The sequence below is a fragment of the Streptomyces sp. NBC_00727 genome, from assembly GCF_045161745.1.
Taxonomy (GTDB): Bacteria; Actinomycetota; Actinomycetes; order Streptomycetales; family Streptomycetaceae; genus Streptomyces.
Genome location: NZ_CP108981.1, coordinates 1,346,083 through 1,363,828 on the forward strand (window position 1 = coordinate 1,346,083; position 17,746 = coordinate 1,363,828).

The 17,746-nt window shown below is 72.7% G+C and carries 15 protein-coding genes and 1 pseudogene; 10 read left to right on the forward strand and 6 right to left on the reverse strand.

From position 1 onward, the window contains the following. The first annotated feature begins 23 nt into the window (after nt 1–23). From OG242_RS05940 to OG242_RS05950, 3 genes are read left to right on the forward strand one after another with little or no spacing between them, the layout of a single operon-like run. Entirely contained in the window at nt 24–2,105 is a 2,082-nt protein-coding gene (locus OG242_RS05940) for a putative cobaltochelatase (RefSeq protein ID WP_405897133.1), read from the forward strand. Further along, entirely contained in the window at nt 2,105–2,704 is a 600-nt protein-coding gene (cobO, locus tag OG242_RS05945) for a cob(I)yrinic acid a,c-diamide adenosyltransferase (RefSeq protein ID WP_405897134.1), read from the forward strand. The genes OG242_RS05940 and cobO overlap by 1 nt, the downstream gene beginning before the upstream one ends. Beyond that, nucleotides 2,698–4,248 carry a cobyrinate a,c-diamide synthase gene (locus OG242_RS05950; RefSeq protein WP_405897135.1) on the forward strand — a complete coding sequence of 517 codons (1,551 nt, stop codon included), beginning with the start codon at nt 2,698–2,700 and terminating at the stop codon, nt 4,246–4,248. The genes cobO and OG242_RS05950 overlap by 7 nt, the downstream gene beginning before the upstream one ends. Before the next feature lie 14 nt (nt 4,249–4,262). On the opposite strand, the gene OG242_RS05955 is transcribed toward OG242_RS05950, so the two are convergent. Further along, nucleotides 4,263–4,985 carry a ZIP family metal transporter gene (locus OG242_RS05955; RefSeq protein ID WP_405897136.1) on the reverse strand — a complete coding sequence of 241 codons (723 nt, stop codon included), beginning with the start codon at nt 4,983–4,985 and terminating at the stop codon, nt 4,263–4,265. 6 nt (nt 4,986–4,991) lie between these two features. Here OG242_RS05955 and cobC point away from each other — a divergent pair. After that, nucleotides 4,992–6,608 (forward strand): annotated as a pseudogene (cobC, locus tag OG242_RS05960) (Rv2231c family pyridoxal phosphate-dependent protein CobC). A 194-nt stretch (nt 6,609–6,802) separates the two neighbouring features. Here cobC and OG242_RS05965 read toward each other — a convergent pair. Beyond that, nucleotides 6,803–7,951: an SCO1860 family LAETG-anchored protein gene (locus OG242_RS05965; protein ID WP_405897137.1), complete on the reverse strand. Its 1,149-nt coding sequence runs from the start codon at nt 7,949–7,951 to the stop codon at nt 6,803–6,805. Between the two features lie 322 nt (nt 7,952–8,273). Further along, nucleotides 8,274–9,374, reverse strand: coding sequence for an amidohydrolase family protein (locus OG242_RS05970; protein ID WP_405897138.1), 1,101 nt, complete (start codon nt 9,372–9,374; stop codon nt 8,274–8,276). A gap of 133 nt (nt 9,375–9,507) precedes the next feature. On the opposite strand from OG242_RS05970, the gene OG242_RS05975 reads away from it, so the two are divergent. The 6 genes from OG242_RS05975 (at nt 9,508) to OG242_RS06000 (ending at nt 15,264) form a co-directional block, all read left to right on the forward strand. Beyond that, nucleotides 9,508–10,614, forward strand: coding sequence for a pyridoxal-phosphate-dependent aminotransferase family protein (locus tag OG242_RS05975; protein ID WP_405897139.1), 1,107 nt, complete (start codon nt 9,508–9,510; stop codon nt 10,612–10,614). Nucleotides 10,615–10,933: 319 nt separating this feature from the next. Further along, nucleotides 10,934–11,464, forward strand: a complete 531-nt coding sequence (gene ectA / locus OG242_RS05980) for a diaminobutyrate acetyltransferase (protein ID WP_405897140.1) — start codon at nt 10,934–10,936, stop codon at nt 11,462–11,464. Between the two features lie 70 nt (nt 11,465–11,534). Continuing rightward, nucleotides 11,535–12,797: a diaminobutyrate--2-oxoglutarate transaminase gene (gene ectB / locus OG242_RS05985; protein WP_405897141.1), complete on the forward strand. Its 1,263-nt coding sequence runs from the start codon at nt 11,535–11,537 to the stop codon at nt 12,795–12,797. A 53-nt stretch (nt 12,798–12,850) separates the two neighbouring features. Then, entirely contained in the window at nt 12,851–13,249 is a 399-nt protein-coding gene (locus OG242_RS05990) for an ectoine synthase (protein ID WP_093709407.1), read from the forward strand. A gap of 4 nt (nt 13,250–13,253) precedes the next feature. Continuing rightward, nucleotides 13,254–14,147, forward strand: a complete 894-nt coding sequence (gene thpD / locus OG242_RS05995; RefSeq protein WP_405897142.1) for an ectoine hydroxylase — start codon at nt 13,254–13,256, stop codon at nt 14,145–14,147. A 100-nt stretch (nt 14,148–14,247) separates the two neighbouring features. Further along, nucleotides 14,248–15,264 (forward strand): VOC family protein, encoded by a 1,017-nt coding sequence (locus OG242_RS06000; protein ID WP_405897143.1) that lies wholly within the window; start codon nt 14,248–14,250, stop codon nt 15,262–15,264. Here OG242_RS06000 and OG242_RS06005 read toward each other — a convergent pair. From OG242_RS06005 to OG242_RS06015, 3 genes are all read right to left on the reverse strand, one after another. After that, nucleotides 15,261–16,322, reverse strand: coding sequence for an aminotransferase class V-fold PLP-dependent enzyme (locus tag OG242_RS06005; RefSeq protein ID WP_405897144.1), 1,062 nt, complete (start codon nt 16,320–16,322; stop codon nt 15,261–15,263). The genes OG242_RS06000 and OG242_RS06005 overlap by 4 nt on opposite strands. A gap of 69 nt (nt 16,323–16,391) precedes the next feature. Then, nucleotides 16,392–17,102, reverse strand: a complete 711-nt coding sequence (locus OG242_RS06010; RefSeq protein WP_405897145.1) for a DsbA family oxidoreductase — start codon at nt 17,100–17,102, stop codon at nt 16,392–16,394. 106 nt (nt 17,103–17,208) lie between these two features. Continuing rightward, nucleotides 17,209–17,700, reverse strand: coding sequence for a GNAT family N-acetyltransferase (locus OG242_RS06015; protein ID WP_405897146.1), 492 nt, complete (start codon nt 17,698–17,700; stop codon nt 17,209–17,211). Nucleotides 17,701–17,746 lie beyond the last annotated feature (46 nt).

The window sequence follows — 17,746 nt, forward strand, 5'->3', positions numbered from 1 at the left end:
GCCACTCGAAGGAGTGATGCGATATGACCAGGCCATACCCGTTCGCCGCAGTTGTCGGGCAGGACAGTCTTCGACTCGCTCTGCTGCTCAACGCGATCAGCCCCGCCGTGGGCGGGGTGCTCGTACGCGGCGAGAAGGGAACAGCGAAGTCAACTGCCGTACGCGCGCTCACGGCTCTTCTCCCCAAGGTCGACGTTGTCGTTGGCTGCCGCTTTTCGTGTGCTCCGCATGTGCCGGACTCCACCTGCCCTGACGGGCCACATCACGATGACTCGTCGACGTCACGTCCGGCACGCCTCGTCGAATTGCCCATCGGCGCGTCCGAGGACCGGCTCGTCGGCGCGCTCGATATCGAACGGGCTCTTTCGGAGGGTGTGAAAGCCTTCGAGCCGGGGCTCCTGGCCGCCGCGAATCGCGGCATTCTGTACGTCGACGAAGTCAACTTGCTGCAGGACCATCTGGTTGACGTCCTGCTCGACGCCGCAGCCATGGGCGCCTCCCATGTCGAGCGCGAAGGCGTCTCCGTACGGCATGCGGCGCAGTTCCTGCTCGTGGGCACGATGAACCCCGAAGAGGGCGAATTGCGGCCCCAGTTGCTCGACCGGTTCGGGCTGACCGTCGAAGTCGCGGCCTCCCGGGAGACGGACCAGCGGGTGGAGGTCGTGCGGCGGCGGCTCGCGTACGAGGACGACCCGGCGGGCTTCGCGGCGCGCTGGGCCCCCGAGGAAGCGGAGTTGCGGGAGCGGATCGCGGCCGCACGGGCGCTGCTGCCCGAAGTGCGGCTCGGCGACCTGGCGTTGCGGCAGATCGCGGCGACCTGCGCGGCCTTCGAGGTGGACGGGATGCGCGCCGACATCGTGATGGCCAGGACCGCCACCGCGCTCGCCGCGTGGGCGGGGCGCACCGACGTACTCGCCGAGGACGTCCGGCAGGCAGCGCTGCTCGCGCTCCCCCACCGGCGCCGGCGCAACCCCTTCGACGCGCCGGGGCTCGACGAGGACAAGCTCGACGACACGCTGGAGCAGAACGGCGGCGGGGACGACGATCCGGAGCCGGACGGTCCCGGTGACGGCGGTGGCGACGGAGGTGGCGGCGGGCTGCCGCCGCAGGGGGACGGGCCCGACACGCCGCCCCCGCCGGCCGACGGCGCCGACGACACGCCCGGCCGGGACGGCTCGGAGCAGTCCGAACCGGGTACGCCCGAGCCGGGTGCGCCCGAGCCGGGTGCGCCCGTGCCGGGTCAGGGCGGTGAGCAGCAGCCCGTACGGGCCGGTGAGCCGTTCCGTACGAAGATGCTGAGCGTGCCCGGTCTCGGCGAGGGCGCGGCGGGGAGACGGTCCCGGGCGCGCACCGAGCACGGGCGGACCACCGGTGCGCGGCGGCCCGAGGGCGCGCTGACCAAGCTGCATCTGGCCGCGACCGTCCTGGCCGCCGCCCCGCACCAGCGGGCGCGGGGCCGGTCCGGGCGGGGCCTGGTGGTGCGGCGGGACGATCTGCGGCAGGCGACGCGGGAGGGGCGCGAGGGCAACCTCGTGCTGTTCGTCGTGGACGCCTCCGGGTCGATGGCCGCCCGGCAGCGCATGGGCGCCGTGAAGGGCGCGGTGCTGTCCCTGCTGATGGACGCCTACCAGCGGCGCGACAAGGTCGGGCTGATCACCTTCCGGGGCCGGGAGGCGGAGCTGGCGTTGCCGCCGACCTCGTCGGTGGACGCGGCGGCGGCCCGGCTGGAGTCGCTGCCGACCGGCGGGCGCACCCCGGTGGCCGCCGGGCTGCTCAAGGCCCACGACGTGCTGCGGGTGGAGCGGCTGCGCGACCCGTCCCGGCGGGCGCTGCTGGTCGTGGTGACGGACGGGCGCGCGACCGGCGGACCGGACCCGGTGGCGCTGGCCGCGCGGGCCGCCCGGCTGCACGCGGCCGAGGGCATCGCGTCGGTCGTCGTGGACTGCGAGACGGGGCCGGTACGGCTGGGGCTCGCGGCGGACCTCGCACGCGACCTGGGCGGCACCGCCGTCACGCTCGACGAGCTGCGCGCCGAATCGATCGCCGGGCTGGTCAAGGACGTCCGGGGCGCGGGCCCCGGAAACGGTGACAGGAGGGCCGCGTAATGCCGCAGGGACAGCCGGAGAGTGTGCCGGACGACGGACTCACCACCCGGCAGCGGCGCAACCGCCCGCTGCTGATGGTGCACACCGGCGTCGGCAAGGGGAAGTCGACGGCGGCCTTCGGGCTCGCGCTGCGCGCCTGGAACCAGGGGTGGCCCATCGGGGTCTTCCAGTTCGTCAAGTCGGCGAAGTGGAAGGTCGGCGAGGAGAACGCCCTCAAGGTGCTCGGCGCGAGCGGCGAGGGCGGGTCGGTCGCCTGGCACAAGATGGGCGAGGGCTGGTCCTGGGTCCAGCGCGACGACCAGACGGACAACGAGGCGAAGGCCCGTGAGGGCTGGGAGCAGGTCAAGCGCGATCTGGCCGCCGAGACGTACCGGCTGTACGTGCTGGACGAGTTCGCCTACCCGCTGCACTGGGGGTGGATCGACACCGACGAGGTCGTCTCGGTGCTGCGCGACCGGCCCGGTACGCAGCACGTGGTGATCACCGGCCGCAACGCGGCCGCCGCGCTGCTGGACGCGGCGGACCTGGTGACGGACATGTCGAAGGTCAAGCACCCGATGGACGCCGGCCAGAAGGGCCAGAGGGGCATCGAGTGGTGAACATCCCCCGCCTGGTCATCGCCGCGCCCTCGTCCGGGAGCGGCAAGACCACCGTCGCGACGGGGCTGATGGCGGCGTTCGCCGCGCGCGGGCTCGCCGTGTCCGGGCACAAGGTGGGCCCCGACTACATCGACCCCGGCTTCCACACCCTGGCGACCGGGCGGCCGGGCCGCAACCTCGACGCGTACATGTGCGGGCCCGATCTCGTCGCGCCGCTCTTCGCGCACGGGGCGCGGGGGTGCGGGCTGGCGGTCGTCGAGGGCGTCATGGGGCTGTACGACGGTGCCTCGGGGCTCGGCGAGCTGGCGTCCACCGCGCACGTGGCGAAGCTGCTGCGGGCGCCGGTGGTGCTCGTCGTGGACGCGTCCTCGCAGTCGCGGTCGGTGGCGGCGCTGGTGCACGGGTTCGCGTCCTGGGACAGCGGGGTGCGGATCGGCGGGGTGATCCTGAACAAGGTGGGCTCCGACCGGCACGAGGCGCTGTTGCGGGAGGCGTTGGAGGAGTCCGGGGTGCCGGTGCTGGGTGCCTTGCGGCGGGCGGAGGGGGTTGCTGTGCCGTCGCGGCATCTGGGGTTGGTGCCGGTGGCGGAGCGGCGAGCTGACGCGGTGGCCGCTGTCGCGGCTATGGCGGGGCGGGTGGCTGCGGGGTGCGATCTGGAGGGGTTGCTGGGGTTGGCTCGGTCGGCACCGGGGGTGCCGGGTGATGGGGCGTGGGATGCGGGGGTTGCTGTTGCCGGGAGTGTTCCCCTACCCGCCCCTTCCCGTAACCGGGGCTCCGCCCCGGACCCCGCTCCTCAAACGCCGGAGGGGCTGGATGGGGCGGAAGGGCCGGGTGGGGCGGTGCGGCTGGATGGGGCGGAGGGGCCGGGTGGGGCGGCGCGGCTGGGTGGGGCGGAAGGGCCGGGTGGGGCGGCGCGGCTGGATGGGGGTGCGGCTGCGGGTGCTAAGCCTGTTGTTGCTGTTGCTGGTGGGGCCGCTTTTACGTTTTCTTACGCCGAGAACACCGAGCTTCTTGCCGCTGCGGGGGCCGACGTTGTGACCTTTGATCCCTTGCGGGATGAGGCGTTGCCGCCGGGGACTCGGGGGGTTGTCATCGGGGGTGGGTTTCCCGAGGTGTACGCGCCCGAGTTGTCGGCCAATGAGGCGTTGCGGAAGGCCGTGGCGGAGTTGGCGTTCGCGGGGGCGCCGGTGGCCGCTGAGTGTGCCGGGTTGTTGTATCTGGCGCGGTCGTTGGACGGGCTGCCGATGTGCGGGGTGCTCGACGCCGACGCGCGGATGACGAGGCGGCTGACGCTCGGGTACCGGGACGCCGTGGCGCTCACCGACAACGTGCTGGCGCCGGCCGGGGCGCGGATGCGGGGGCACGAGTTCCACCGGACCGTGATCGAGCCCGGTGCGGGTGACGAGCCCGCCTGGGGCATGCACCGGCCCGAGCGGCGCGTGGAGGGGTTCGTCCGGGGGAACGTACACGCGAGTTATCTGCACACCCACTGGGCCGCCTCCCCCGGGACGGCCGCACGTTTCGTCGAGCGGTGCCGGGGGTGAACGCGGAGGCGGAGTCACTGTGCGAGGCCCACCACCAGCCAGATGAAGCACACCCCGGCAACCGTGCACAGCAGGGTGGAGCGGGCCGGGTGGTCGTGGTGCGCCTCGGGCAGGATCTCCGCGGCGGCGAGGTAGAGGAGCGCGCCGCCGAAGAAGCCGAGATAGCAGCCGAGCAGTTCCTCCGGCAGGGTGAACAGCAGCGTCGTCGCCGCCCCGACGACGGGGGCCGCCGCGTCCGCGAACAGCATCGTCAGGGCCTTGCGGCGGGCGTTCCCGTACAGGCTGGTGAGCGTGTACGTGTTGAAGCCGTCCGCGAAGTCGTGCGTGATCACGGCGAGGGCGACGGCCGCCCCCATGCCGCCGCCGACCTGGAAGGCCGCGCCGAGCGCCACCCCGTCCATCAGGCTGTGCCCGACCATCGCGGCCGCCGCCGTCAGCCCGACCTGCGGGACGCGTTCCTCGGCCGCCCCGTGCGCCGCCTGGCGCACCGCGAGCAGACGCTCCACCAGATGGGCCACGAGGAAGCCGCCGACGAACAGCAGCAGGGCCGCCGGGACGCCGAAGACGAGGCCGCCCGCCGCCTCCACCGCCTCGGGCAGCAGGTCCAGGCCGACCACGCCGAGCATCAGCCCGCCGGCCAGGCCGAGGACCAGGTGGCGGCGGTCGCTGACGCGCTGGGCGACCCAGCCGCCGGCCAGGGTCATCAGGAACGCGCCGAGCGCGACGAACACCGCCATGGCCTCTTGCTAGCCGATGCACCCCGGTCCGCGCATCTCGGCGCGCTCGTCGTCGGTGTCGGCGCCTCCCGGGGCGTCTGTGCCGACGAGGTCGCCGGGCTGGTTCTGGAGGTCCTGCGGGAGGCGGGTCTTCCGGTGCGCGGGGTCGCCGAGTTGGTCACCGTCGAGGCGAAGGCCCGTGAGCCGGGGATCGTGAGCGCCGCCGCCCGGCTCGGGGTGCCGCTGCGGGCCCACCCGGCCGAGGTGCTGGCCCGGGTCGCCGTTCCGCACCCCTCCGGCGCGGCGCTCGCCGCCCTCGGCACCCCCTCGGTGGCCGAGGCGGCCGCACTCGTCGGCGGCGGTCAACTCCTCGTACCCAAAAGGAAGTCACGGCCGCGCGACGGACACCCGTCGATGGCCACCTGCGCCCTCGCTCGCAGGCCGGTCGGGACCGTTGCGTGAAACCGGGTGCGGGGCGCATAGTCATCCTGCCGGAGTCCACCCAGGCTACGGCGCACTCCCCCACACCACACCCCCACCACGGCGGTCATGCACACTCCCACTGAGAGTCCCGACGCGACAGGCGCGGGCACGCACGATCTGCGTCACCACGGAGACGCGGAAGTACGCGGACGGGGCCGGGATCTGACCGATCTCGCCGTCAACGTACGGGCCGGGACCCCACCGGCCTGGCTGAAGGAACGGATAGCCGGCTCGCTCGGCTCGCTCGCCGCGTATCCCGACGGGCGCGAGGCGCGCGCCGCCGTCGCCGCGCGGCACGGACTATGCCCGGAGCGGGTCCTGTTGACGGCGGGCGCGGCCGAGGCGTTCGTCCTGATCGCCCGTGCGCTGCCGGCCGAGCGGCCGTATGTGGTGCACCCTCAGTTCACCGAGCCGGAGGCGGCGCTGCGCGCGGCCGGGCACGAGGTGGGCCGGGTGCTGCTGCGGGCCGAGGACGGTTTCCGGCTCGACCCGGCCGATGTGCCCGCCGAGGCGGACCTGGTGGTGGTCGGCAATCCGACCAACCCGACGTCCGTGCTCCATCCCGCCGCCGTCCTCGAACGGCTGGCGCGCCCCGGGCGGACCCTGGTGGTCGACGAGGCGTTCATGGACGCGGTGCCGGGCGAGCGCGAGGCGCTGTGCGGGCGTACGGACATCCCCGGGCTCGTCGTCCTGCGCAGCCTCACCAAGACCTGGGGGCTCGCCGGGCTGCGCATCGGTTACGTGGCGGCCTCCCCGGAGACGATCCGCACCCTGGAGGAGGCGCAGCCGCTGTGGCCGGTGTCGTCGCCGGCACTGGCGGCGGCGGAGGCGTGCGTGGAGCCCCGGGCGCTCGCGGAGGCCGCCGGTGCGGCAGACCGGATCGTGGTGGACCGGGCCCATCTGGTCGCCGGGCTGCGGGAGTTCGCGGAGGTCCGGGTGGTGGAGCCGGCCGAGGGGCCGTTCGTGCTGATCCGCCTCGACGGGGCGGCCGAGATACGGGACCGGCTGCGGATGCTGGGCTTCGCCGCCCGGCGCGGCGATACGTTCCCCGGGCTAGGGGACGGGTGGCTGCGGCTGGCGGTACGCGACCGGACGACGACCAACCGCTTCCTCCAGGCGCTCGACCTGGCGCTCCAGGCGCTGACGGTGGCGGGGCGGTAGGGCGGACGCCGGAGCGGCGCTCCGGGGGCGGAGCACTGCTCTGCATCGTGAGCAGCGCCCCATCGGAGGACGGAGCGCCGCTTCACGCCGCGAGCGACGCTCCGCAGACAGATCACCGCTTCACACCATGAGCGGTGCTCCCCCCTCGGAGCACCGCTCACCACCCCTCCCCCGGGGTCCCTCCCCTCGGGCCGTCAGCCGCGGGCGCGGCGCCGGGTCAGGACCATGGCACCCGCACCGGCCGCCAGCAGCAGGGCCGCACCGCCCGCGATGTACGGGGTGCTGGAGCTGCTGCCCGTCTCGGCCAGGTCCGCGTCGCTCACGACGGGCGCCTGGTCCGTGCCGGTCTGCGTCTTCACATCGCTGCCGCCGCCCCCGGTGGAGCCGGCCTTGTCGCCGCCACCTGTGGAACCGCCGTCACCGGAGCCACCGTCCGTCGCGCCGCCGTCACCGGAGCCGCCGTCGGTCGTGCCGCCCCCGGTCGCACCGCCGTTGCCGGAGCCCCCGTTCTCGTTGCCTCCGTTGTCACCACCGCCGTTGTCACCACCGCCGTTCCCGCTGCCCGCGTTGTCACCACCGCCGTTGTGGCCGCCCCCGTTGTCCCCGCCGCCCGTGTGGCCGCCGTGGCCCTTCGGGGTTTCGCAGGTGGCCTCCGCGAGCGTGACCTCGCCCTTGACGTCCGCGACGTTCAGGTCGCCCGGGTTGACCGACACCTTCAGCTGGAGCGCCACCGCGGCGGCCGTGCGGGACGTGGTCCGCGTCTTCGACAGGTCGAGGGTCACCTCGCCGACCTTCGGCACCGCGACCCGCGTGGTGCCGCCGGCGGTCAGCGTGACGCGCTTGCCGAGCACCGACACCTGCCCGAGCACGTTGGACTCGGCGACCGGCCGGCTGCCCACCTCGCAGACCGCCTTCGAGGTGACCTTCTCCACCTTGACCAGCGGGAACAGCGTGAGTCCGGGGAGGCTCACCCGCGCGTTGGCGAGGTTGCTGTAGCCGGCGGCCCTGCGCTTGTCGGCGGTGGCCTTCGCGGTGGCCACGTCCGCCTTGAGGACGCTGAACGGCTTTCCGCGGTCCACGCCGTCGAGCCGCACGCTGAGCGCGGTCTCCTCGGCGCTGCGCGGCGCGTGCACCTCGTTGAGCGTGACCTTGAGCGGCACATCGACCGCCTTGTTGAGGAGCGAGACGTCGAGCGCGGTACGGAGCACGACCGCGCTCGCCTTCCCGTCGCCGCCGGCCGTGGTGGTCGTCGCGGGGGCGGCATGGGCCGGGACGGCGACCAGCAGGGCGACGGGAGAGGCGGCGACCGCCAGGGCGGCGAGGCGGAAGGTGTTGCTGTTCAAGATGGTGGAACCCCCACAAGAGACATGGAGCCACCGGCGCCGTCCAATGGGGGACATCGCGGGCACCGGTGGCCTCGACTCCGTGAATCTTTACGCACAGAGGGTGAACCGGCGGACACCTGAGGCCAGTTCACTCCAAAGGGGGGTTTTCGTGCCTGTTTTCGAATATTCCGGCACGTGCGTTCCTCGTGTTCACCCGTTTCACTGAGCCCCACGACGTTTCGGACCGCGCGGGGGCGGCTCATACGAGGACCGTGCCGCGTACACGGAAGAGGTTCAACGAGCGGACCGCCCCCGGGTCACTGCCGGTCAACGCGGTGCGTCAGGCGATCACGCGCCCGTTCAGGACGACCCGGCGCGGTCCGGCCAGCACCCGGACATCGGCCCTGGGGTCCTCGTCGTAGACCACGAGGTCGGCCGGCGCCCCCTCGTCCAGGCCCGGCCTGCCGAGCCAGGCCCTCGCCCCCCAGGTCGTCGCGGACAGCGCCTCCAGCGGCGGGATGCCCGCCTTGACGAGCTCCGCGACCTCGTCGGCCACCAGGCCGTGCGCGAGGACGCCGCCCGCGTCGGTGCCGACGAAGACCGGCACCCCGGCGTCGTAGGCGGCGCGCACGGTGTCGTAGCGGCGTTCGTGCAGCCGGCGCATATGGGCGGACCACTGCGGGAACTTGGCCTCGCCGCTCTGCGCGAGCGAGGGGAAGGTGGCGATGTTGACCAGCGTCGGGACGATCGCGACCCCGCGCTCCGCGAAGAGCGGGATGGTGTCCTCGGTCAGCCCGGTGGCGTGCTCGACGCAGTCGATCCCGGCCTCGACGAGGTCGCGCAGCGAGTCCTCCGCGAAGCAGTGCGCGGTGACCCGGGCGCCCAGCCGGTGCGCCTCGGCGATGGCCGCCTCCACGGCCTCGCGCGGCCACAGCGCGGTCAGGTCTCCCACCTCGCGGTCGATCCAGTCGCCGACCAGCTTCACCCAGCCGTCGCCGCGCCGCGCCTCCTGGGCGACGTAGGCGACGAGTTCGTCCGGCTCGACCTCCCAGGCGTAGTTACGGGTGTAGCGGCGGGGCCTGGCGATGTGGCGGCCGGCCCTGATGATCTTCGGCAGGTCCTCGCGGTCGTCGATCCACCGGGTGTCGGCGGGCGAGCCGGCGTCCCGCAGGAGCAGCGCCCCGGCCTCCCGGTCGTCGAGGGCCTGCTTCTCGCTGGTCGCCGCGTCCACGGCGCCGTGGTGGTCGAGTCCGACGTGGCAATGGGCGTCGACCAGCCCGGGCAGGGCCCAGCCGGAGACGGTGACGGCGTCGTCCGCGCCGGGCGGCCGCTCGTAGGTGACCCGGCCGTCCACCGCCCACAGTTCGTCCCTGACCTCATCGGGCCCGGTGAGCACCCGCCCCTTCACATGCAGCACCCGCGATGCCTCGTGATCAGTCATGCCCAGCACTGTACGAGGGGCCTCCGCCGGTGCGGCGCCCTGTACCGGGCCGTCCGGCGGGCGCTGGGTACTCTCGAAGACGCCCGGTCAGCAGGCCGGAGCCAGCCGGCCCGAACCCGAAGAGAGCACCGCCGTGACGCACCCCTTCCTCGACCTCGCCCCGCTGACCGCCGCGCACTTCGCGGCGATCGAGCGGCGGGTGGCCGGTCTGCTGGCCACCGAGCAGGACGTCGTCATCATGCAGGGCGAGGCGCTGCTGCCCCTGGAGGGCTGCATCAGGGGCGGCGCCCGGCCCGGTTCGACGGCGCTGAACGTGGTGACCGGCCCCTACGGGCAGACCTTCGGCAACTGGCTGCGCGACTGCGGGGCCGAGGTCGTCGACCTGGAGGTGCCGTTCCACACGGCCGTCACCGCCGCCCAGGTCGCCGAGGCGCTGGCCGCGCACCCGGAGATCGACTTCGTCTCCCTGGTCCACGCCGAGGCGGCGACCGGGAACACCAACCCGGTCGCGGAGATCGGCGAGGTGGTGCGGGCGCACGGGGCGCTGTTCATGCTGGACGCGGTCGCCTCGGTGGGCGCCGAGCCGCTGCTGCCGGACGCCTGGGGCGTGGACCTGTGCGTGATCGGGGCGCAGAAGGCGATGGGCGGGCCCGCCGGGGTGTCGGCGGTGTCGGTGAGCGGACGGGCCTGGGAGCGGATCGCGGCCAACCCGCAGGCGCCGCGCCGCTCGTACCTGTCGCTCCTCGACTGGAAGGAGCGCTGGATCGACGGCGGCCGCAAGGCGCTGCCGCACGCCCCGGCCCAGCTGGAGATGCTGGCCCTGGAGGCGTGCGTGGAGCGGATCGAGGCGGAGGGCCCGGACGCGGTGATGGCGCGTCACGCGGCGGCGGCCGCGGCCACCCGGGCCGGTGCGGTGGCGCTGGGCGGGGGCCTGGCCCCGTACGTGCACGAGGCGCTGGACGCGGCGCCGGTGGCGACGACGCTGCGGACGCCCGAGGGGGTGGACGCGTCCGCGCTGGTCGCGCGGGCGCTCGCGGGTGAGCCGTCGCTGCCGCTGATCGCGGGCGGCGGGGCGCTGTCCAAGGAGATGATCCGGGTCAATCACTACGGGGTGGATGCGACGCGGGGCGCGGTGCTCTCCTCGCTCGCGGCTCTGGGGTCGGCGCTGGCCGACGCGGGCCGGCAGGTCGATCTGGAGGCTGCCCGGAAGGCCGTTTCGGAAACCTGGCCCAGCGAATAAATCGCACCGCTTTCGACAATTGCGGGGAGCTGCCTCATTCAGAGCAGCTCCCCGCATTCTTATGCCCGCTTCTTCCGAGGCTAAACCCACCGGTTTCACGGCCCGCTTCCGGGCTCATTTCGCTTGCGTGTGGAGAGAGTTATGGGCTTGTGACCGACTCCACACAGTCGGCGTTCTGTCCGAAAAATCCGGGTCAAAACGGAAGGAAATGCAACTGGTTCGCGCCGGGGCACGCACCCGCCTGATAACACAGTGCGCCGCCCTGCCCAACCCCTGACGTCGATGCAATTTCGAAATTTGCTAGGTAAATTCAAATGCCATGACCGCCGCACCAGCAGATTTTGCAAGTGCCCGAAGCGAATTCCTTACGATCGACACGCCGCGAGTGGAGGACGGAGCCGCGATCTGGCGTATCGCCCGCGACTCCCAGGTCCTGGACCTCAACTCCTCGTACAGCTACCTGCTGTGGTGTCGTGACTTCGCGGCGACCTCCGTGGTCGCCCGTGACGAGAACGGCGCCCCGGTCGCCTTCGTGACGGGGTACCTCAGGCCCGACCGCCCCGAAACACTCGTCGTCTGGCAGGTGGCCGTCGACCACGGCCACCGCGGGACCGGCCTGGCGGCGAAGCTGCTGGACTCCCTGACCGCGCGGGTCGCCGCCGTACAGGGCCTCGCCTCGGTCGAGACGACCGTCACCCCGGACAACACCGCATCGGACCGCCTGTTCACCTCCTACGCGCAGCGCCACGACGTGGCCCTGGAGCGCGAGGTGCTCTTCGACGGCGGACTGTTCCCCGAAGGCACCCATCTGCCGGAAGTGCTGTACCGCATCGGACCGTTCCACGCCTGAGCGCGCACCTCCACCCACCGCAGCTTCCTTCAACGCCGCCCGTCACACCACCTCACGCAGGAGACCCGCTGTGACCATCACCCCGCCCGCCCTCAGTGTCTTCGAAACCCTCGAGTCCGAGGTCCGCAGCTACTGCCGCGGCTGGCCCGCCGTGTTCGACCGCGCCCAGGGCGCCCGGCTGACCGATGAGGACGGCCACTCGTACCTGGACTTCTTCGCCGGCGCGGGCTCGCTCAACTACGGCCACAACAACCCGGTGCTCAAGCGCGCGCTGATCGACTACATCGAACGCGACGGCATCACGCACGGCCTCGACATGGCGACCACCGCCAAACGGGCCTTCCTGGACACCTTCCAGAACGTCGTGCTGCGCCCCCGCGACCTTCCGTACAAGGTGATGTTCCCGGGCCCGACGGGCACCAACGCCGTCGAGTCGGCGCTGAAGCTGGCCCGCAAGGTCAAGGGCCGCGAGTCCGTCGTCTCGTTCACCAACGCCTTCCACGGCATGTCGCTCGGCTCGCTGGCCGTGACCGGCAACGCGTTCAAGCGGGCCGGTGCCGGCATCCCGCTGGTGCACGGCACGCCGATGCCGTTCGACAACTACTTCGACGGCCAGGTCCCCGACTTCCTCTGGTTCGAGCGGCTCCTGGAGGACCAGGGCTCCGGGCTCAACAAGCCGGCCGCCGTGATCGTGGAGACCGTCCAGGGCGAGGGCGGCATCAACGTGGCCCGCGCCGAGTGGCTGCGCGCGCTCCAGGATCTGTGCCACCGCCAGGACATGCTGCTGATCGTCGACGACATCCAGATGGGCTGCGGCCGTACCGGCGGCTTCTTCTCCTTCGAGGAGGCCGGCATCACGCCGGACATCGTGACGCTGTCGAAGTCCATCAGCGGCTACGGACTGCCCATGGCGCTCTGCCTGTTCAAGGGCGAGCTGGACGTCTGGGAACCCGGCGAGCACAACGGCACGTTCCGCGGCAACAACCCGGCCTTCGTCACCGCTGCCGCCGCGCTGGACGCCTACTGGGCCGACGGCCACATGGAGAAGCAGACGCTGGCCCGCGGCGAGCAGGTGGAGCAGACGATGCTGGCCATCTGCGGCGAGCACGAGAGCGCCCGCTTCCGGGGCCGGGGCCTGGTCTGGGGCCTGGAGTTCGACGACCCGACGCGCGCCTCCGCCGTCTGCGCCCGCGCCTTCCAGCTGGGGCTGCTGCTGGAGACCTCCGGCCCGCAGAGCGAGGTCGTCAAGCTCCTGCCGCCGCTCACCATCACCCGCGAGGAACTGGACGAGGGCCTGCGCACGCTGGCCCGTGCCGTCCGCGAGACCGCCTGACCGCACGACCCCCACCCGCACCACCGTCGTAGAGAGAAAGGCAGCGAACCACCGTGATCGTCCGATCGTTCGCCGACGTCGAGAACACCGACCGGCATGTCAAGGCCGCCTCCGGTACCTGGGAGAGCAAGCGCATCGTGCTCGCCCAGGAGAAGGTCGGCTTCTCGCTCCACGAGACCACGATGTACGCCGGAACCGAGACGTCGATGTGGTACGCCAACCACATCGAGGCGGTCCTGTGCGTCGAGGGCGAGGCCGAGCTGACCAACGACGAGACCGGTGAGAAGCACTGGATCACGCCGGGCACCATGTACCTGCTCGACGGCCACGAGCGCCACACGATGCGGCCCAAGACGGACTTCCGTTGCGTCTGCGTCTTCAACCCGCCGGTCACCGGACGGGAGGAGCACGACGAGAACGGTGTCTATCCATTGCTGACCGAGGAGGGCTGAACCCATGACCACCGACGTACGCACCGACCTGTACCCCTCGCGCGGCGCCGCCGAGATGACCACTCCCCGCCAGGACCCGGTCATCTGGTCCGCGCCGGGCGCTCCGGGTCCGATCACCGCCAAGGAGCTCCAGGGCTACGAGCACGACGGCTTTCTCACCGTCGGCCAGCTGATCACCCCGGACGAGGTGGCCGGCTACCACGCCGAGCTGGAACGGCTGATCGCCGACCCGGCCGTCCGCGCCGACGAGCGCTCGATCATCGAACCGAAGTCGCAGTCCGTGCGCTCGGTCTTCGAGGTCCACAGGATCAGCGAGGTCTTCGCCCGGCTGGTCAGCGACGAGCGGGTGGTGGGCCGGGCCCGCCAGATCCTCGGTTCGGACGTCTACGTCCACCAGTCGCGGATCAACGTCAAGCCCGGTTTCGGTGCCTCGGGGTTCTACTGGCACTCGGACTTCGAGACCTGGCACGCCGAGGACGGTCTGCCGAACATGCGGACGGTGTCCGTGTCGATCGCGCTGACCGAGAACTACGACACCAACGGCGGGCTGATGATCATGCCCGGTTCGCACAAGTCGTTCCTCGGCTGCGCGGGCGAGACGCCGAAGGACAACTACAAGAAGTCGCTCCAGATGCAGGACGCCGGCACCCCGTCCGACGAGGCGCTGACGAAGATGGCCGACCGGCACGGCATCAAGCTCTTCACGGGCAAGGCCGGTGCGGCGACCTGGTTCGACTGCAACGCGATGCACGGCTCGGGCGACAACATCACCCCGTACCCGCGCAGCAACGTGTTCATCGTGTTCAACAGCGTGGAGAACACCGCGCAGGAGCCGTTCGCGGCGCCGATCCGCCGCCCGGAGTTCATCGGGGCGCGCGACTTCACGCCGGTGAAGTAGGTTCCGGCAGGGGCCTTGGAGGGGGTGGGACGGCAGACCGTCCCACCCCCTCCGGCTTATCTCGCTGGACCGCGCGGGGGCCACCGGCGACAGTGAGCGCATGACTTCCCATGTGCAGCACATCACGATCGACTGCGCCGACGCCTACACCCTGGGCGCCTTCTGGTCGGCCGTGCTCGATGCCCCGCTCTCCGACGAGGACGAGCCGGGCGACCCCGAGGCCCTGGTCGAGGCCCCCGGCGCCGCGCTGCTGTTCGTCACCGTGCCCGACAAGAAGCAGACCAAGAATCGCGTCCACTTGGACATCAAGCCCGAGGACCGCACCCGGGACGAGGAGGTCGAGCGGCTGCTGGCCCTCGGTGCCACCCTCGTCGCCGACCACCGCAAGCCGAACGGACGCGGCTGGGCGACCCTGGCCGACCCGGAGGGCAACGAGTTCTGCGTGGAGTGCGGCGCCGGAGAACGGGCCGCGCTCACCGGTACGCGGCTGCCGGTCACCGCCGACGACGTGACCGGGGCGGTCCGGCTGGCGGTCGACACGCTCGCCGCCGCCGGGGACGCCGACTGGCGCGTCCCGGCCGGCACGCTGACGTGGGACTGCTGGGAGGCCGCAGAGCACCTGAGCGACGACCTGTTCGCGTACGCCGTCCAACTGGGCCCGCGCACGCCGTCGCTGGAGACCGAGGTGCCCTACCACTGGGCCCCCCGGCGCGAGGGCGGCCCGTGGAACGCGGTATTCGCCGACCCGGAGGCGGATGTGGCGGGGCTGCTACAGACCCTGGAGGCGAGCGGCGCGCTGCTGGCCGCGATGGTCCGTACGGCCTCGCCGGCCCTCCGCTCGCACCACGCGTACGGGGTCTCCGACCCGGAGGGCTTCGCGGCCATGGGCGTCGTGGAGACCCTGGTGCACGCCCATGACATCGCGTCGGGCCTGGGCGCCGCCTGGAACCCGCCCGCCGCCCTGTGCGACCGGGCGCTGGCCCGGCTCTTCCCCGACGCCCCGGACGACGCGGACCGGTGGGCCGTGCTGCTGTGGTCCACCGGCCGCGGCGACCTGCCCGGCCGGGAGCGCGTGACGTCGTGGAAGTGGCACAGCGCCCCGCTGGACACGCCCTAGGAAGCGAGCACCTCCAGCGCGCGGTCCACGTCCGCCTCGGTGTTGTAGAGGTGGAAGGACGCCCGCAGGTTGCCGGCCCGGCCGGCGACCAGCACCCCGGCCCGCCGCAGCTCGGGGGCCCGGTCGCCGAGCCCGGGCACCGCGACGACGACGGTATCCGCGGGGACGGTGGGGTGCCCGAGTCCGGCCACGCCGGAGCGGAAGCGGTCCGCGAGCTTCAGGGCGTGGTCGTGCAGGGCGTCGATGCCGATCTCGTGGAGCAGGGCGAGGGACTGTTCGGCACCGTGGTACGCGAGGAAGGCCGGGGGCTCGTCGTAGCGGCGGGCCTCCGTCGCGAGCTCGGTGACGGGCCCGTAGGTGCTGTTCCAGGTGTCCTGGGCGGCGACCATGCCCGCGAAGACCGGCTTCAGGTGCTCCTGGGCGTCCTCGGTGACGGTGAGGAACGAGGTGCCGCGCGGGCAGAGCAGGTACTTGAAGCCGCCGGTGACCGTGTAGTCGTAGGCCCCGGCGTCCAGCGGCAGCCAGCCGGCGGACTGGGTGGCGTCCAGCAGCGTCCGGGCGCCGTGGGCGGCCGCGGCGGCCCGGACCGCGTCCAGGTCCGCGCGCCGGCCGTCTGCCGACTGCACCGAGGAGAAGGCGACCAGCGCGGTCCCGGGGCGCACGGCGTCGGCCAGGTCCGCCAGCGGCACGTACCGCGTCTTCAGGTCGCCGCGGACCGCGAACGGGCTGACGACCGAGCTGAACTCGCCCTCCGGGGCCAGCACTTCGGCCCCCGGCGGCAGCGAGGCGGCGATCAGCCCGACATGGGCGGCGACGGAGCCGCCGACGGCGACCCGGCCCGCCCCGACGCCGACGAGCCGTGCGAAGCCCTCCCGGGCCCGGTTCACCGCCTCGAAGTCCCCCGAGCCGTCCCGGCGGCCGGCGGCGTTCTCCTCGACGAGGGTCTTCACCGCGTCGGCGGTGCGGCGGGGCAGGAGCCCGCAGGTGGAGGTGTTGAGGTAGGTGGTCTCCGGGGCGAACTCGGCGGCCACGGCACGGCTGAACGGAGAGATCGTCATGCGTTCAGCGTGAACCCTCGCCGACCTGGGGTCAATTGACAAAATTTCACGGAAAGCCCCAAGTAATGCTTATGCGTCCGCGCGGGGGACCTCGCACGCCCCGTCGGCGTCGCAGGCCGCCGCATCGCCGGCGACGGTCACCGGGCGGTCCTTCCACGCCTGCTCCAGGGCCTGGGCGAAGACGTCGGCGGGCTGGCCGCCGGAGATGCCGTAGCGCCGGTCGAACACGAAGAACGGCACCGCGTTGGCGCCCAGCTCGGCCGCCTCCCGTTCGTCGGCGCGCACCTCGTCGGCGTACGCCTGCGGGTCGGTGAGCACCGCGCGGGCCTCGTCGGCGTCCAGACCCGCCTCGACGGCCAGTTCCAGCAGCACGGCGTCGTCGAAGACGGACCGCTCCTCGGCGAAGTTGGCCCGGTAGGCGAGGGTCAGCAACTCGTCCTGGCGGCCCCGGGCCCTGGCCAGGTGCAGCAGCCGGTGGATGTCGAAGGTGCTGCCGTGGTCGCGGCCCTCGGTGCGGTAGCCGAGCCCCTCGGCCTGCGCGTTGGCGGCCACGTTGGCCTCCATGGAGCGGGCCTCCTCGGGGGTGCGCCCGTACTTCTGCGCCAGCATGTCGATGACCTGCTCGGTGTCGCCCTTGGCGCGCCCGGGGTCGAGCTCGAAGGAGCGGTGCACCACCTCGACGTCGTCGCGGTGGGCGAAGCCCGCCAGGCCCTTCTCGAAGCGTGCCTTGCCGATGTAGCACCAGGGGCAGGCGATGTCGCTCCAGATCTCGACGCGCATGACTCTTCTTCTCTCCGGACTCTCCGAGGGGCTGCTCACACAGCGCGGAGGCACCCTCCGCTCCCCGGCCAACGCTTGCGCGGCCTGCGCCATTCCCCGGGCCTGCTCAGCTCCGCGGGGGCCTGGGGAGGGCGAGGCGCAGGACCAGGTGGTCTCCGTGCCGGGGCTCGTCGGGGTCGGGGACCCAGCCGCAGGCGGAGTAGAAGGCCCGGGCGCCCTTGTTGTGCTCGAAGACCTCCAGGCGGGCCGTGGTCAGGCCGCGCCGTTCCCAGTCGGCGACGCACGCGAGGTGCAGGGCGCTGCCGATCCCCTCGCGCCAGCGGGCCGGGGAGACGTGGAACTGGGTGAGGTTCATGACGCCGTCGCGTACGGAGTGGGCGGCGATCCCGGCGAGGGCGCCGCCCGCGTCCGCCTCGGCGCAGAGCACGGTGGTGTCCTCACGGTCCACGGCGCGGGCCCAGCCCTCCCGGCTGCGGGCCACCTCGGCCTCGCCCGCGTACTCCTCCTCGGGGAGGTGGCCGCGGTAGTAGGTGGCCCGGGCCTCGGTGTGCAGGGTGACTATCGCGTCGAGGTCGTCCCGCTTCGCTGTACGGATCATGGTGGGGAGGACGTACGGGCCGGGGCGCCGGTTCCGCCGCCCCGGC

Coding starts and splice junctions, on each gene's coding strand:
- OG242_RS05940 (WP_405897133.1), top strand. CDS start 24: ATGACCAGGCCATACCCGTTCGCCGCAGTTGTCGGGCAGGACAGTCTT.
- cobO (WP_405897134.1), top strand. CDS start 2,105: ATGCCGCAGGGACAGCCGGAGAGTGTGCCGGACGACGGACTCACCACC.
- OG242_RS05955 (WP_405897136.1), bottom strand. CDS start 4,985: ATGGCGGTGTTCGTCGCGCTCGGCGCGTTCCTGATGACCCTGGCCGGC.
- OG242_RS05970 (WP_405897138.1), bottom strand. CDS start 9,374: ATGACTGATCACGAGGCATCGCGGGTGCTGCATGTGAAGGGGCGGGTG.
- ectA (WP_405897140.1), top strand. CDS start 10,934: ATGACCGCCGCACCAGCAGATTTTGCAAGTGCCCGAAGCGAATTCCTT.
- thpD (WP_405897142.1), top strand. CDS start 13,254: ATGACCACCGACGTACGCACCGACCTGTACCCCTCGCGCGGCGCCGCC.
- OG242_RS06000 (WP_405897143.1), top strand. CDS start 14,248: ATGACTTCCCATGTGCAGCACATCACGATCGACTGCGCCGACGCCTAC.
- OG242_RS06005 (WP_405897144.1), bottom strand. CDS start 16,322: ATGACGATCTCTCCGTTCAGCCGTGCCGTGGCCGCCGAGTTCGCCCCG.
- OG242_RS06010 (WP_405897145.1), bottom strand. CDS start 17,102: ATGCGCGTCGAGATCTGGAGCGACATCGCCTGCCCCTGGTGCTACATC.
- OG242_RS06015 (WP_405897146.1), bottom strand. CDS start 17,700: ATGATCCGTACAGCGAAGCGGGACGACCTCGACGCGATAGTCACCCTG.